Genomic DNA, 15,276 nt, shown 5'->3' with positions numbered 1-15,276 from the left:
TATATTTATCTTTTGTGAAGACGTAACGAGAGATAGTAACTTTTCATAATCTAAGGGAGGAATTAGATAAATGGTAACGATGACAACGATGACGGCAGATGAAAAAATGGAGTATTTCATGGAGCGCATAGAAAGTGGAGATAAGATCCAGGCAGATGATTGGATGCCGGAAGAGTATCGCCAAACATTAATTAAGCTTATTTCCATGCACGGAATCAGTGAAATTATGGGAGCGCTTCCTGAGAAAGAGTGGGTACCTAAAGCGCCTTCACTATACCGCAAACTTGGAATCATGGCGAAAGTACAGGATGAAATGGGCCACGGACAACTATTGTTACGCGTAGCAGAAGATTTGATGAAGCCATATGGTAAAACTCGCGGTGATATCATGCAGGATTTATTTAATGAGGATTTGAAATTTCACAATGTGTTTCATATGGAAACGAAGACTTGGGCAGATGCGGGTTTGATCGGTTGGTTAGTAGATGGAGCCGCAATTATTACGCAAACGAATATGCTAGATGCATCTTACGGGCCGTATGCTAAGGCACTACAACGTATTTGTGCAGAAGAAGTATTCCACGCGCAGCACGGAGAATCGATTATCATGGCACTTGCTGAAGGAACGAAAGAACAGCAAGCAATGGTGCAAGATGCACTTAACCGCTGGTGGCCAGCACTTCTTATGTTCTTTGGACCTCCAAGTAAAGCTACGACAGGTGCATCGAAGCAAGAAGCAACTATTAAATATCGTATCCGGAAGAACACAAATGAAGAATTACGCCAAAGCTTCCTGGATAAATACATTCCGAGAATTCTATCGCTAAGTTTAACAATTCCGGACGATACATTGCATTTCGATCAGGAAAAAGAACATTGGGTTTACCAGCAACCCGACTGGACAGAATTTAAAAATATTATTAAAAATAATGGACCAAAATCACAAGCGCGTCTTAATCTACGCCGTTCGTCATACGAGAACAATGCGTGGGTACGTGAAGCGTTAAGTGCAGTTGTTGAATAAAGGAGCGATGGAGAATATGTCAGAGAAAACATTTTACCAGGAATTTGAAGTATTCAGTAAGCGTACCCATGCTGCGTCATTTCAGCACCAATTTGATTTGCTAGCGCCAAATGAAGACATGGCACTTATGATGGCACAAGAAAATTTCATGCGCCGTGAACCTGTTGTGGATATATGGGTCGTAAATAAAAAGAATATCCGCAGTATGGACGAAGAAGAACGTCTTTCTTTGACCCGTTTGGATAACAAAGAGTACCGTACTACAAAAGGTTATGGATACTTACGTAAAAAATGGCGTAAATACGAACAAGAAATGCTTGATGAGAAAGAAATTTTATCTTGGGCAGGAGGTAAAGAAAAATGAGTAACGTAGAAAGAATGATGAGTGCGGAAGAGAAAAAGGCTTTAGAGGCACTTATTTTCCAATTAGCAGATGATGATTTCTTGTTTTCGTATCGCGGCTCTGAATGGTTGGGTCTAGCACCGCACATAGAAGAAGACGTAGCATCATCTTCTATCACACAAGATTCGATGGGTCATGCAGCTATGTATTATAAGTTGCTAGAGGACTTGGGGTTAGGTAAAGCAGATGATCTCGCTCACTTACGTCCTGCGCAAGAACGAAAGAATAGTGTTTTGACTGAACGTGTCAACGGTGACGGTTATTATATGGACACACCTCAATATGATTGGGCCTATACAGTAGTTAGAAGTTACTTCTATACACAAGCGAAAAGAGCAAAAATCAACTCACTTAGAGAAAGCTCATACGAACCACTTCGCGATATTGCTGTGAAAGTAAGCATGGAACTCTATTACCACGTCATGCATTGGAAGTTGTGGTTCGAACAACTACTAAGCTCAACAGAAGAAGCGAAAAGTAAAATGGTTAGCGCGCTTAAACTAGTTGTAGATGATATGGGAGATCTATTCTCTTATGGAGAACAAAAAGAATTAATTGAACGATTTGACTTAATAGATTCAGAAGAAAAGATACAAAATAATTGGCTTGAAGCATTGCGCCCAACTTTCGAAAAATTGAAATTGGATTTACCGATCATCCCTGAACCGAAATTGAATGGCCGTAATGGACAACACACAGATGAATTGCAAACGGCAATCGATACACTTTCTGAGGTGTACAGACTCGATACAGCTACAAACTGGTAATAGAAAGAAAGAGGTGTTTTGGAAATGGTAGCTCTAGCAAAAAACTCGCAAAACTTAGAAGTGTGGAAGGTGCTTGAAAGCGTCAAGGACCCTGAAATTGATACGGTCAGTATAGTAGATCTTGGAATGGTGGAAAAAGTGGATATCGAACCCGAACAGATCAAGGTAACATTATTGCCTACGTTTTTAGGTTGCCCGGCACTTGAAATTATCCGAACAAATACTAAGAATGCAGTGATGGGGCTGCCCGGTGCCAAAAACGTCGAAGTAGAATTTATTTTCAGTCCACCTTGGACATCAGATCGAGTTACAGAAAATGGACAAAAAGGATTGAAAGAGTTTGGGATCGCTGCTCCACCGCGTCATTTAGAAGAAGATGGATCTTGGCACGTGGATTGTCCGTATTGTGATTCAACCTACGTAACGTTGGAAAATATATTCGGACCAACGGCTTGTAGAAGTATTTTATATTGCAAGAGTTGTAAAACTCCTTTCGAAGCAATGAAACCAGTATCAACAATAATGTAATTGGAGGAATTTAAATGGCTAAATTAATCGCGTTATACAAACACCCTGAAAATAAAGAGGAATTTGATGAGCACTACTTCAATGTTCATTCACCAATCACAGCGAAGATTCCTGGCTTGCGTGAAATGAAAGTAACTAAGTTCACTGGTAGCCCAATGGGTGGAGAGCCACCGTATTACTTGATGTGTGAAATGATCTATGACGATGCAGCATCATTAAAAGCGGGCTTGAGCTCTGATGAAGGAAAAGCTTCTGGAAAAGACTTGATGGGCTTCGCTGGTAAGCTAGTCACTTTAATGATTGGCGAAGACAGCGAATGACAGCTTACAAATTCATAGAAACATCGGTCGATCAACAAATCGGCGTAATTGAATTAAACAGACCTAAGCAACTGAACTCTTTAAATCGCAATATGGTTGGTGAAATTCTTGAGGCGATGCAATCATTTGATCGAAATGACGAAGTACGAGTAATTTTGCTAGTAGGCAAAGGAAAAGCTTTCTCTGCCGGTGCTGATATAGATGAGATGGCTGAAGCGGATTCAATGAGCCTTGAATTATTGAATCAGTTTGCTGACTGGGATCAGATTCCTCTCATCAAAAAGCCCGTCATCGGTGCAGTTCATGGATTTGTTTTTGGTGGAGGTTTTGAACTTGCTCTTTGTTGCGATGTTCTATTAGCCGCGGATGGCACAGAGTTTTCATTCCCAGAAGTGACATTAGGTGTTATGCCAGGAGCTGGCGGTACGCAACGCTTAACTAAGTTAGTTGGACGTGCGAAAGCGATCGAGTGGTTGTGGACAGGTGAGCGAATCCAAGCTAATGAATTACAAAAACATGGAGTGATTAACCGGATCGTTTCACCAGAGCTGTTGCGTGAAGAGGCTTTACGGTTTTCAAATAAGATCGCTAGCATGCCGCCACTTGCCATTCGAATGATTAAAGATTCAGTGAACAAAGCGGTTGACTATCCACTGTATGAAGGTATGCAGTATGAACGAAAGAACTTCTATCTTCTGTTTTCATCGGAGGATCAAAAAGAGGGAATGAAAGCTTTTGTCGAAAAGAGAAAGCCGGTATATAAAGGAAAATGAGGAGGCGATTTTCTATGTTTGAAACAATTCAATACGAATTGAAAGAAGGTATTGCTTGGCTTACATTGAATCGTCCTGATAAATTAAATGCATTCGTAGCGCAGATGAATCGCGAAATTAAAGAAGCGCTGCGTATGGCATCCAAGGATGACAATGCAAGATGCATCGTCGTAACAGGTGAAGGTAGAGCGTTCTGTTCAGGCCAAGATCTATCGGAAGTGGATGAACAAATGGATCATGGTCAAGTACTAAGAGATCACTACGGTCCAATGATTTTGGAAATAAAGAAAACAGAAAAGCCCATAATAGCAGCAGTCAATGGAGTAGCCGCCGGGGCTGGCTTTAGTCTAGCTCTAGCATGTGACTTCCGTTTGATGTCTGAGAAAGCCAGCTACATAAATGCATTCATACATGTAGGACTCATTCCTGACTCAGGCAATCTATATTATCTATCACAATTAGTTGGTGCAGCAAAAGCGGCGGAAATTTCAATTCTAGGTGAGAAAATCACTGCAGCACAGGCATTGGATTTAGGGCTAGCAACGAAAGTATTTTCTCAAGAAGATTTCAAAGTAGAAGTGGAAGCGTTTGCAAAAGCGATTGCGATGAAGCCAACTAAAGCAATTGGACTAATTAAAAGAGGATTGAACGATGTTCAGACACTACCGTTTGAAGAGTATCTTCAACGCGAAGCAGAAAGTCAGCGAATTGCCGGATTGACTAAAGATCATGTAGAAGGTATTGAAGCATTTAAAGACAAAAGAAATCCTGAATTTATTGGAAAATAAGAGGAGGAATTATAATGACGAAAATTCAAGAGCAAGAAGTAGCACAAACTATGAAGCGTGATTTCTATAAATTATTTATTAACGGAGAGCAAGTAGAGAGCAGCAATGGCGCTCGTACAAAAGTATATAATCCGGCAACAGGAGAGTTCTTAGCAGAAGTCGCAAAAGCAACTCAAGAGGATGCACAGCGCGCGATTGAAGCGGCACGTAATGCATTCGATAATGGAAAGTGGAAGATTACGCCTACAGGGAAACGCGCTCGTGTACTTAATAAAATTGCAGCGATCATGAGAAGTCGTTTTAGCGAATTAGTAGAATTAGAAGTACTGAATACAGGAAAAACTATTGCGGCAGCACAAGCTCAGCTTAACCAAGCGGTAGAAGACTTTGAGTTTTATGCAGGAGCATTAGTTTCACACCGTGGCTCTGTAAATAACGTACCTGGCCAGTTCCACAACTACACAGAAAAAGAGCCAGTTGGTGTATGTGCTCAAATCATTCCATGGAACTATCCACTAATGATGGCAGCTTGGAAAGTTGCACCGGCACTTGCGGCAGGTTGTTCTGTAATTATTAAACCTGCATCTCTTACACCACTGACAGCAATTATCTTAGGAGAAATTTGCCACGAAGCAGGAGTTCCAGAAGGTGTAGTGAACATTTTACCTGGATCAGGTGCTGAAATCGGAAACTATCTAGTGGAACATGATTTAGTAAACAAAGTAGCATTCACGGGATCTACTCCGATTGGTAAAGATATTATGGCACGTGCTTCTGGCACATTGAAGCGTGTCACATTAGAGTTAGGTGGAAAATCACCAAGCTTAATCTTTGAAGACGCGGATATTGATCAAGCGGTAGATTGCTCTATCTATGGTATTTATAATAATACTGGACAGTCTTGTGATGCACGTTCACGCATTTATATTCATGAAGACGTATACGATGAGTTCGTTGAGAAATTCATTGAAAAAACTAATCGGATCGTTCTGGGCGACCCGTTCAGTAAAGAAACACATGTCGGAGCAGTAATTGACCAAGGACAGTTGGATACTGTAAAAGAATACGTACAATCAGCAATTGATGAAGGAGCAGAAATTTTAGCTGGCGGTGAGCAAATACACCCTGAAGGCTTTGAAAAAGGTTTCTGGTATGCACCAACAGTCATCGGTAACGTCACACAAGAAATGCGCGTAGTACAAGAAGAAATCTTTGGCCCTGTCGTTGTACTATCCAAGTTCTCGAATGAAAAAGAAGCGATTACACTAGCGAATGACTCGGAATTCGGTCTGGCATCATCTGTTTGGTCTAAAGACGGCGCACGTGCAACACGTGTAGCAAATAAAATTCAAGCAGGTATCGTCATGATTAACTCACCATTCTCTGCTTTCCCTGGAACACCATTCGGTGGATACAAGCAATCAGGATTTGGACGCGAGTTAGCTATTGAAACATTAGATCTTTACTCCGAGACAAAGAGTATCATGTCTTACTATGGATCTCGCCCATTAAACCCATTCGGACTGTAAAAAACATTACGTTAAAAAGGAACAGGGGCTACTTAGCATGCCTCTGTTCTTTCTTACTATAAATATGAAATAGCCAATTAAAGGGGGAAATCAAATGATTGAAAATATTGTAGTTGTGGGTTCTGGTGTGATGGGTAGAGGTATTGCTTATGTAAGTGCCCTAGGTGGATATTCTGTCACCATCGTAGATATTAATGAACAAGCATTGAAAAATGCAGAGAAAGAAATTGAGTTAATCATCACGAAAGGTTTGGAACGACAAAAAATTACGCAACAAGTGGCAAAAGATATTCGTAGTCATCTTCATTTTGAAACAGAGTTAGCATTAGCAGCAAAAACAGCGGATCTAGTAATTGAAGCGGTGCCTGAAGTTGCGGATATTAAAAAGCAAGTCTTCCAAACGATTGAAGAAAATGCACCTGCTTCTTGTTACTTTGCAACAAATACGTCAACTATGAGTCCTACTGAAATTGCATCGTACGGTCAGCGTCCTGAACGCACTATTGCTATGCACTTTTTCAACCCCGTACATAAAATGCCACTCGTAGAAATTATACGCGGACTAGAAACAAGTGATGAAACAGCAGAAGTCATTAGAAACGTTGCCGTTAAAATGGGGAAAGAAACGGTTGTTATCAATGAATTCCCTGGGTTTGTCACAAGCCGAATTAGCGCCCTAGTCGGAAATGAAGCGTTCTATATGTTGCAAGAAGGCTTAGGCTCACCTGAAGAAATCGATAAAGCAATTAAACTAGGCCTCAACTATCCTATGGGACCGTTTGAATTAGTAGATTTAGTCGGACTAGACGCACGCTTAAATAACTTGAAATATCTACATGAGAAATTGGGTGAAAAATATCGTCCTGCCCCTCTACTAGAACAATATGTTAAAGCTGGACGTCTTGGAAGAAAAAGTGGTAAAGGGATCTATGATTATACGGATAACAAGGAGATGGTGAAGTCATGAGGGAAGTTGTAATCGTTGACGCAGTACGTACGCCATTTGGAAGATATAAGGGAGCGTTACAAGCCGTTCGACCTGACGATTTGGGCGCTACAGTCATCAAAGCTCTAATTGAAAGAAATCCAAGTCTTCCTACTGAAGAAATTGAAGAAGTGATTTTTGGCAACGCGAATCAAGCAGGTGAAGATAATCGTAATGTGGCTCGTATGTCTGCATTACTAGCGGGTTTGCCTATAGAAGTGGGCGGAACAACAATTAATCGCTTATGTGGATCTGGTATCGATGCAGTGATGTATGCAGCAAGAGCGATTATGGCCGGTGAAGGGGATGTCTTCATCGCAGGTGGCACGGAGAGCATGACACGCGCACCATTTGTGATGGGTAAACCTGAAGTAGAGTATCCGCGCGGAGATATGAAAATGTATGACACGACTATTGGATGGCGCTTTACGAATAAGGAATTAGAAGAAATGTACGGATCTGACACTATGCCGAAAACAGCGGAAAATGTAGCGGAACGTTATAACATTTCACGTGAAGAGCAAGATGCTTTTGCATATGAAAGTCAACGTCGAGCAAAAAAGGCAATGGAGGCAGGTGCATTCAGCAAAGAAATTGTACCGGTCGTATATAAAGATCGTAAAGGTAATGAAATTATTGTAGAGCGAGATGAACATCCACGTCCAGAATCATCTGTTGAAGCATTAGCGAAACTACGACCGATATTTAAAGATGGTACAGTTACAGCAGGTAATGCATCAGGGGTAAACGATGGGGCAGCAGCACTTCTAGTAATGAGTGCAGAGAAAGCGAAAGAGCTCGGACTGAAGCCACTTGCGAAGTACGTTACAGGTGCAGTAGCAGGTCTTGAGCCAGCGGTGATGGGTCTAGGTCCAATTTATGCGTCACGCAAAGCTTTACAACGCGCAGATTTAACAGCGGATGATATGGGCTTGGTAGAATTGAATGAAGCATTTGCTTCCCAGTCGCTTGAATGTATTCGACAACTAGAGTTGGATGCAGAGAAAGTAAATGTCAATGGTGGAGCAATTGCATATGGACATCCACTCGGAGCAAGCGGAGCACGTATTTTAATGACGTTAATATATGAAATGAATAAGCGTGATATGCAATACGGTTTGGCAACTATGTGTATAGGTGTCGGACAAGGTATAGCAATGATCGTAGAAAAGCCTGAAGTCTAAAACTACTCACAATTTACGCGTAAAGGAGCTTGGATAATGAAACCAGTTTTATTGGAAATTGAAAACCGTATCGCTTATGTAACAATCAATCGGCCCGAATCTTTGAATTGCTTTAATTACCCTGCCTTAAAAGAATTACAACAAATAGTAGAGACTCTCCATATTGCCCCTGATATCAGAGCTGTAATTTTTAGAGGAGAAGGGGAAAGGGCATTCAGTGCTGGAGCGGATTTAAAAGAACGTAAGACACTTAACGAATCAGAAGTGCGCCGTAATGTAAAAGCTATTCGTGACGTGTTCAACAGTATTGCAGAATTACCACAGCCTACAATCGCCGCTGTAAATGGTCATGCACTTGGTGGTGGTTTTGAATTGATGCTGGCTTGCGATTTCTCGATCGCTGTTAGTCACGCTACGTTAGGCTTGACTGAGACGAGTTGGGCTATCATTCCAGGGGCGGGAGGCACACAAAGGCTACCTCGATTAGTTGGAGTGATGAAAGCAAAAGAGCTTATATTCACAGCCAAACGCTTGACTGCTGCTGAAGCATTAGAGCTAGGTATTGTATTAAAAGTAGTAGAATCAGATAACTTATTGGTATCTTGCGAAGAATTAGCAGAAGCTATTATGAAAAATGGCCCTGTTGCAATTAAACAAGCTAAATATGCAATTAATGAGGGGTTAAATACTGATCTTCGTACAGGTCTTGCAATTGAGACGAAAGCATACGAATTAGTCATCCCGACCGAGGACCGCGTTGAGGCCTTACAAGCGTTCAATGAAAAGCGTGAACCGGAATTCCAAGGCACATAAGCTTGTCATCATTATTGGCCAACGGTTATAATGGAGAGAAGGAACCGAATAATTTTATAGAAAGAGTGGTTTTTTCTATCTCTAATACACAATCTATGGTATTCACAATTTTTGGTGATTACGTTCGCCATTATGGAAATAAAATCTGGATCGGTAGCTTGATTCGGTTGATGAAAGAGTTTGGCCATAATGAACAAGCTGTACGCGTTGTTTTGTCTCGTATGATGAAACAAGGCTGGTTTGAAACAGAACGTGAAGGAAGAAAAAGTTATTATTACTTAACGGACCGTGGAGTTTCTCGTATCGAGGAAGCTGCATCGCGTATTTTTAAATTAGAGCCTCATGAGTGGGATGGTCAATGGCGTATGTTGATGTACAACATACCTGAAGATAAACGACAACTCCGTGATGAATTGCGAAAAGAGCTTTTATGGAGCGGATTCGGTACTTTTACGAATGGTTGTTGGATTACGCCGAATGATTTGGCAAAAGAAGTACGCTTATTAATAGCAAAATATGAGATTGAAGAGCATGCTGACTTATTTCTCTCAAAGTACACGGGACCAAGGTCAAACCAAGAGTTGGTTGCCAAGAGTTGGCCTCTTGAAGAGATCGAGAAGAAGTATGGAGAATTTATTTCGATATACAGTCAAAAGTTTGTCGTGGCAACGAGTGAAATGGAAAGTGGTTTGTTGTCGGACGCTCAGTGTTTTGTAGAACGCACTAATTTAGTGCATGAATATCGAAAGTTCTTGTTCATTGATCCTGGTTTGCCAAAGGAACTTCTTCCTGAGATGTGGAGCGGAACACACTCAGCTCATTTATTTGCACAATATTATAAGCTACTTGCTGAACCTGCCAATCGTTTTTTCGAACATATATTTGAAAAAGATAATGATATAAGTAGAAAAGATGCTACCTATGATGCTGAAGATAATCCATTGATTATAAAATGACGGAAAAAGCCGTGGGCCTATTTACGCTCACGGCTTTTCTGATGCACAATATATTAAAAACTCAGTTCATTTTGTAAAATAAGGTTGAAGTCTTTTCCTTTTTGAACATACGTATCGATAGACAGCTGAATCATTTCCAGATCTTGGTCGTTCAATTGTCGGACAACTTTTCCAGGAGAACCGATCACTAATGAACGTGGTGGAATGACCTTTCCAGAAGGAATTAAAGTGTTTGCACCAATAATACACTCTTCACCAATATCGGCGTGATCGAGAATAGTTGAACCCATACCAATAATAGAACGTTTTTGAATCTTGCAACCATGCAATACCACATTATGCCCGACAGTTACTTCGTCTTCAATTTCAACAGGTGCATCTTCATATAGATGGATTGTAGAATTATCTTGTATACTACAGCGCTTGCCAATTACAATCGCACCCTCGTCTGCGCGTAGTACAGAGTTGAACCATATTGTAGATTCTTCACCAACTGTCACATCGCCAATCAGATAAGCACCTGGGGCAATGAAAGCGGATGCATCAATTACCGGACTTTTCTTATTATAAGGTATAATCATGAGTTTCCTCCTTCAATATAATGAAATATATGATAAAGTATAACATAAAAGGGAGTGTATTGTATGAATTCGTTATGTAATGTATTATCTATCCAATATCCAATCATTCAAGGAGGGATGGGCGATATTAGTAGCCCTAAATTGGCGGCGGCTATTTCAGAAGCTGGTGGCTTAGGCACAATTGGTTGTGGAACCTCCACTATAGCAGAGGTTGATCGTAAAATTACTGATTTGAAGTCTATAACTTCGCGTCCTTTTGCGGTAAATATTGCGATTAATGTAACTCCTTACGTCGAAGAGTTAATAGAATTAGTTATTAAACACCAGGTACCGGTTATATCACTATCAGCAGGAAATCCGTCACCATATATTCAACGTTTACACGATCATGGAATCAAGGTTATAGCGATCATAGCATCTGTTAAACATGCTGTGAAAGCGGAAGAGGCTGGAGCAGATATAGTAGTGGCAGAAGGGTTTGAAGCTGCTGGAATTAACTCACCGCTTGAATTAACTACCATGACATTGATCCCGCAAATCACTGCAAATGTTCAGATTCCCGTCGTAGCAGCAGGCGGAGTAGGCGATGGAAAAGGTTTGGCTGCAGCGCTTGTTTTAGGTGCCGAAGGTGTTCAGATGGGCACGCGCTTTATAGCTACTCAGGAAATGCAGGCACACGAACGCTATAAGCAACGTCTAGTAGACGCATCAGACGTAGAAACGAGAATTATTGGCCGTAAAGTGGGGCGAGTAAGGAGAGTATTAACAAACGATTATGTAGCAACTTTAGAAAAGCGTGAAAAAGAAGGAATGACGCTAGAGGAGTTTAATAAAGCAACAACTGAAGAACAGCATAAGTTAGGTGCTATTGAAGGAGACATGCAGAACGGATATATCAATAGCGGTCAGGTGGCTGGATTAATAAACGATGTTCCAACCGTTCAAGAGCTTATTGAGCGTATGATGGAAGAAGCGAAGGAAGCGTGCAAGCGCACTGCAGATTTGCTATGAACGAATACTGATTAATATAAAATTAGCTTGCTCTCAATTTTGAGGGCAAGCGTTTTATATTTAAAGCTATAACATGAATTTACATATAAACGTTATAGTAGTTCATTCATCGATAACAGTCAGTACGTTTCGAATATCCATACGTTCCTCAGGCTTGGGTACATGTTTCGGATAGCCGATCATTAGTGTTCCGACAATCTTTTCATCTGATTTCACACCGATCGCATCTTTAAATATCGGATCATGTGTCCAGTCATTCGTGCGCCAGATCATGCCGATACCGCGTTCCCATGCAGCCAGCTGAAAGTTCTGGATCATCGCAGAAATTGCAGCATAATCTTCATCCCAACGTTTTTTACGTGAGTCCTCCGGCATGATGGCGACTAAATGTAGAGGAATATCGCGGAAATATGCTGCTTTATTCTGTGCTTTATCAGGTATATTCCCATCTCTTTCTTGGGACGTTAAAAACGCCTCTATAAATCTTTCTTTGCCTTCATCAACATATAACTGAAAGCGCCACGGCTCGGTCAATTTATGATTCGGTGCCCATTTTGCGACGTTGAGTAATTCTGTTAGTTCATCTATATCGACCGGGTCTTTTTTAAACTTCTTGATGGAGCGTCTGCCCATGATCGATTTCTCTACAGCATTCTTTCCTTCATAATCCATAATTAAAAACTCCTTTTGATAGATAGAATCATTCTAAATGAAAACCATTATCAACTACTATACTATCATAAAAAACCCCGTAAGAGCAATGAATGCACTTACGGGGTATTGGTCATCTTATTTCAAGTAATAAATAGGGGAGCCAGGTCCGAGGTCGATACCTAGCAACATCCAGATAATTAACGTTACGCTCCAGAACAGCAAGAAGAACATGGAGTATGGGAACATAACGGAAACGAGCGTCCCGATTCCCATCTTCTTATCGTACTTCTGCGCAAAGGCAATGATGATCGCAAAATAAGTCATGAGCGGTGAAATGATATTAGTTGAAGAATCCGCCACGCGATACGCCATTTGTGTCAGTTCAGGAGAATAGCCAAGTTGCATCATAATCGGTACGAAAACCGGTGCCATCATGGCCCACTTCGCTGATGCACTACCGATGAACAAGTTAATGAACGCCGCAATGACAATGAACATCAGTAACAAAGGAATCCCTGTTAAACTAATACTGTCAAGGAAGTTTGCACCATAAACACCTAACACTAAGCCCATATTTGACTCAGAGAAGAATGCGACGAACTGACTTGCTGTGAATGAAAGGACGATAAACATCCCCATTGCAGACATCGTCGTCGACATCATGGCGGCTACGTCTTTGTCATTACGAATCAATTTCGTTACTCTACCGTAGACAAGACCTGGCACAAAGAACATAAATGCAATGATCGGCACGAGCGATTTCATGAATGGTGATTTGATAATCGGCATATCTGCTTCATCTCCACGCAACGGAGCACCTGGGAATATAACAAGAAGCGCAACCAATGCTCCTGCAATAACGACAGAAACACCTGCCAAAATCAAGCCTTTCTTTTCAAGACGAGTTAGCTTTTCAACTTTCTCGCGGAATTCACCGTTATATTCGCCAAGACGAGGTTCTACGATTTTTTCTGTGACCCACGCACCAACGAATGTCAGAACGATAACAGAAAATGCGATGAAGTAGTAGTTCATGGCAATATTCATACCTTCTGCATATTCGGGATTGATGATCGCTGCGGACATGATCGTCAATTCGCCGAGTAATGCATCAGTACCCGAAAGTAGCAAGTTTGCACTGAACCCACCGGAGACCCCGGCAAAAGCAGCTGCTAGACCCGCAAGAGGGTGTCTTCCAAGTGCTGCGAACAATACCGCACCAAGTGGCGGCAAGACAACGTAGCCTGCGTCAGAAGCTACACTCGACATAACGCCTGCAAATACTAATCCAAGCGTAATCATTCGTTTTGGAACAGACATTACAAAGCCGCGAAGTAAAGCACTGATCAATCCTGAACCTTCCGCGACACCAATACCAAGCATCGTGATCAGCACGACACCAAGCGGAGCGAAACCGATAAAGTTATCGGTCATATTCGTAATGATGTAATGAATACCTTCACTACTCAGTAAATTATTTACTTCAATCATTTCGCCTTCTTTACCCGGATGTTCTGCACTAACCCCGAAGTAAGAGACTACTGCCGAGATGACGATTACCAATAAAGCCAAAACAGCAAATAATGTAACCGGATGTGGCAATCGGTTACCGGTTTTCTCAATCATATCCAAAAACTTCTGGAAAAATCCTTTTTTCTGTTTATCCATGATAATCTCCTCCCACTTGAAAAATACTATTCAATCCATCACGAAAAGGTATGAATTTTTCAGATATTATCAAGTATATAGAAGAACTCGGTTGAGTGAAACGCTTTATTGAAATAATTAAATTGGAAGATAGTTTCGACTATTGGGAGGAGGTGCAATAGTGTAAAAACACAAGAAAAAGCCCGCCAAGTATTGGGTAGGGAAGTGTACTAGTGACAAAGCATCCACTATTTTCTTTCCTGACGGCTTCTCGGTAGCAAATTGCATGCCGCCGCCACTGATTCAAGCATGAAAAATTAAGTAAGATAACTCTCTCCTTTACCTGTAATGGTATGGGAGAGAGTTCATGATAGTATGGAAATGAACTGTTAGGAAGCAAATTTTATTTTGGTCGTTGTTCCTTAAATCCGCGCTTGAAAATTTCTTGTACATTATTGATGGTAACGTATGCATCTTCGTCTACCCGCTCTAAAATACGTCGCAACTGAACGATTTCTGTCTGGTTGATAATAATATATAAAATCGCTTGCTTCTCGAGCGTATAGCCGCCGCGACCGTCAAGAATCGTTACGCCTCTGCCCATTGTCGTGAGTAATTCATGTCGAATATCTTCTTGGTGTTTCGAAATGATCATCACGGCTTTTCTATCATCTGCGCCGTCTACTATTTTGTCAATCACTTTTGCACCCACATACACAGCAACGAGCGTAAACATTGCTTTTTCTTTACCGATAACAAAGGCTGACAATAAAATGACGGAAATATCAATAACTAGCACCGCTTTCCCAACACTCCAGCCAAGCCATTGCTGAAGCATCCGGGCAATAGTAGTCGCGCCGCCGGAAGTGCCGCCAACACGAAAGATCATTCCGAGACCCCCACCAACAAATAAACCGGCAAATAACGCGGCAAGCAATGTATCGCTGCCCAACTGTTCTCCCCAATTCTTCGTTAACTCAAGGAAAATGGATGAGAATATGATGGTGATGACAGTATAAATAATCGTTCGTTTACTGAAGAACCTATACCCGATCGCAACGAGTGCTAAGTTGATTACAAAACTGACAAGTCCAGGTGACCATTCGAATAAATAGTATGTAATGATGGTAATCCCGATGACGCCGCCTTCAGATAGCATATTTGGAATCGCAAAGTAGTTAATCCCAATTGCGAACATGAATGACCCTAAGATTAAAGCGGCATAATCAAGTAGTGTTCGTTGCATATAATCCCCTCTTTCCGAAATAGCGACATACTGTAGTATGCCGCTTCTGTGCTTCCCATGAAGTTTC

The 15,276-nt window shown here is 41.3% G+C and carries 17 protein-coding genes; 13 read left to right on the top strand and 4 right to left on the bottom strand.

The features are described 5' to 3' along the window. The first annotated feature begins 70 nt into the window (after positions 1-70). From paaA to paaX, 12 genes are all read left to right on the top strand, one after another. Entirely contained in the window at positions 71-1,024 is a 954-nt protein-coding gene (gene paaA / locus CSV74_RS10385; protein ID WP_099691588.1) for a 1,2-phenylacetyl-CoA epoxidase subunit PaaA, read from the top strand. A gap of 16 nt (positions 1,025-1,040) precedes the next feature. Further along, positions 1,041-1,388 (top strand): 1,2-phenylacetyl-CoA epoxidase subunit PaaB, encoded by a 348-nt coding sequence (gene paaB / locus CSV74_RS10380; RefSeq protein WP_099691587.1) that lies wholly within the window; start codon positions 1,041-1,043, stop codon positions 1,386-1,388. Further along, on the top strand, positions 1,385-2,194 hold the full coding sequence (paaC, locus tag CSV74_RS10375; protein ID WP_199170343.1) for a 1,2-phenylacetyl-CoA epoxidase subunit PaaC: 810 nt from the start codon (positions 1,385-1,387) through the stop codon (positions 2,192-2,194). Before paaB ends, paaC begins: the two co-directional genes overlap by 4 nt. A gap of 24 nt (positions 2,195-2,218) precedes the next feature. Then, positions 2,219-2,722 carry a 1,2-phenylacetyl-CoA epoxidase subunit PaaD gene (gene paaD, locus CSV74_RS10370; protein WP_099691586.1) on the top strand — a complete coding sequence of 168 codons (504 nt, stop codon included), beginning with the start codon at positions 2,219-2,221 and terminating at the stop codon, positions 2,720-2,722. A 14-nt stretch (positions 2,723-2,736) separates the two neighbouring features. After that, positions 2,737-3,042, top strand: coding sequence for an EthD family reductase (locus CSV74_RS10365; RefSeq protein ID WP_029054019.1), 306 nt, complete (start codon positions 2,737-2,739; stop codon positions 3,040-3,042). After that, positions 3,039-3,815 carry an enoyl-CoA hydratase/isomerase family protein gene (locus tag CSV74_RS10360; protein ID WP_029054018.1) on the top strand — a complete coding sequence of 259 codons (777 nt, stop codon included), beginning with the start codon at positions 3,039-3,041 and terminating at the stop codon, positions 3,813-3,815. Before CSV74_RS10365 ends, CSV74_RS10360 begins: the two co-directional genes overlap by 4 nt. Before the next feature lie 14 nt (positions 3,816-3,829). Next, the gene (locus CSV74_RS10355) at positions 3,830-4,603 is read left to right on the top strand and encodes an enoyl-CoA hydratase-related protein (protein ID WP_099691585.1); all 774 of its coding nucleotides are present in this window, start codon (positions 3,830-3,832) and stop codon (positions 4,601-4,603) included. Positions 4,604-4,617: 14 nt separating this feature from the next. After that, the gene (locus CSV74_RS10350) at positions 4,618-6,132 is read left to right on the top strand and encodes an aldehyde dehydrogenase family protein (RefSeq protein WP_099691584.1); all 1,515 of its coding nucleotides are present in this window, start codon (positions 4,618-4,620) and stop codon (positions 6,130-6,132) included. A gap of 94 nt (positions 6,133-6,226) precedes the next feature. After that, on the top strand, positions 6,227-7,099 hold the full coding sequence (locus tag CSV74_RS10345; protein WP_099691583.1) for a 3-hydroxyacyl-CoA dehydrogenase: 873 nt from the start codon (positions 6,227-6,229) through the stop codon (positions 7,097-7,099). Further along, positions 7,096-8,301, top strand: a complete 1,206-nt coding sequence (locus CSV74_RS10340) for a thiolase family protein (RefSeq protein ID WP_099691582.1) — start codon at positions 7,096-7,098, stop codon at positions 8,299-8,301. Before CSV74_RS10345 ends, CSV74_RS10340 begins: the two co-directional genes overlap by 4 nt. A 36-nt stretch (positions 8,302-8,337) precedes the next feature. Next, positions 8,338-9,114, top strand: a complete 777-nt coding sequence (locus CSV74_RS10335) for an enoyl-CoA hydratase-related protein (protein WP_029054013.1) — start codon at positions 8,338-8,340, stop codon at positions 9,112-9,114. A 95-nt stretch (positions 9,115-9,209) separates the two neighbouring features. Next, entirely contained in the window at positions 9,210-10,070 is an 861-nt protein-coding gene (gene paaX / locus CSV74_RS10330; RefSeq protein WP_099691581.1) for a phenylacetic acid degradation operon negative regulatory protein PaaX, read from the top strand. Positions 10,071-10,123: 53 nt separating this feature from the next. Here paaX and CSV74_RS10325 read toward each other — a convergent pair whose 3' ends face one another. Further along, a complete protein-coding gene (locus tag CSV74_RS10325; RefSeq protein ID WP_099691580.1) occupies positions 10,124-10,651 on the bottom strand; it encodes a gamma carbonic anhydrase family protein in 528 nt (175 codons plus the stop codon). 63 nt (positions 10,652-10,714) lie between these two features. Between CSV74_RS10325 and CSV74_RS10320 the strand changes: the two genes are divergently transcribed. Further along, complete coding sequence (locus CSV74_RS10320) at positions 10,715-11,662, top strand: NAD(P)H-dependent flavin oxidoreductase (RefSeq protein WP_099691579.1); 948 nt, start codon at positions 10,715-10,717, stop codon at positions 11,660-11,662. 102 nt (positions 11,663-11,764) lie between these two features. Here CSV74_RS10320 and CSV74_RS10315 read toward each other — a convergent pair whose 3' ends face one another. The 3 genes from CSV74_RS10315 to CSV74_RS10305 form a co-directional block, all read right to left on the bottom strand. Beyond that, positions 11,765-12,334, bottom strand: a complete 570-nt coding sequence (locus CSV74_RS10315) for a nitroreductase family protein (protein WP_099691578.1) — start codon at positions 12,332-12,334, stop codon at positions 11,765-11,767. Between the two features lie 117 nt (positions 12,335-12,451). Beyond that, positions 12,452-13,984, bottom strand: a complete 1,533-nt coding sequence (locus CSV74_RS10310) for an AbgT family transporter (RefSeq protein WP_029054008.1) — start codon at positions 13,982-13,984, stop codon at positions 12,452-12,454. Between the two features lie 382 nt (positions 13,985-14,366). Beyond that, positions 14,367-15,209, bottom strand: coding sequence for a YitT family protein (locus CSV74_RS10305; protein ID WP_029054007.1), 843 nt, complete (start codon positions 15,207-15,209; stop codon positions 14,367-14,369). Between the last annotated feature and the right edge of the window lie 67 nt (positions 15,210-15,276).

The organism is Sporosarcina sp. P19, assembly GCF_002743165.1.
In the GTDB taxonomy this organism is placed as follows: domain Bacteria; phylum Bacillota; class Bacilli; order Bacillales_A; family Planococcaceae; genus Sporosarcina; species Sporosarcina ureae.
Note: the sequence above shows the minus strand (reverse complement) of the source record. Positions and strands in the feature narration are given on the sequence as shown.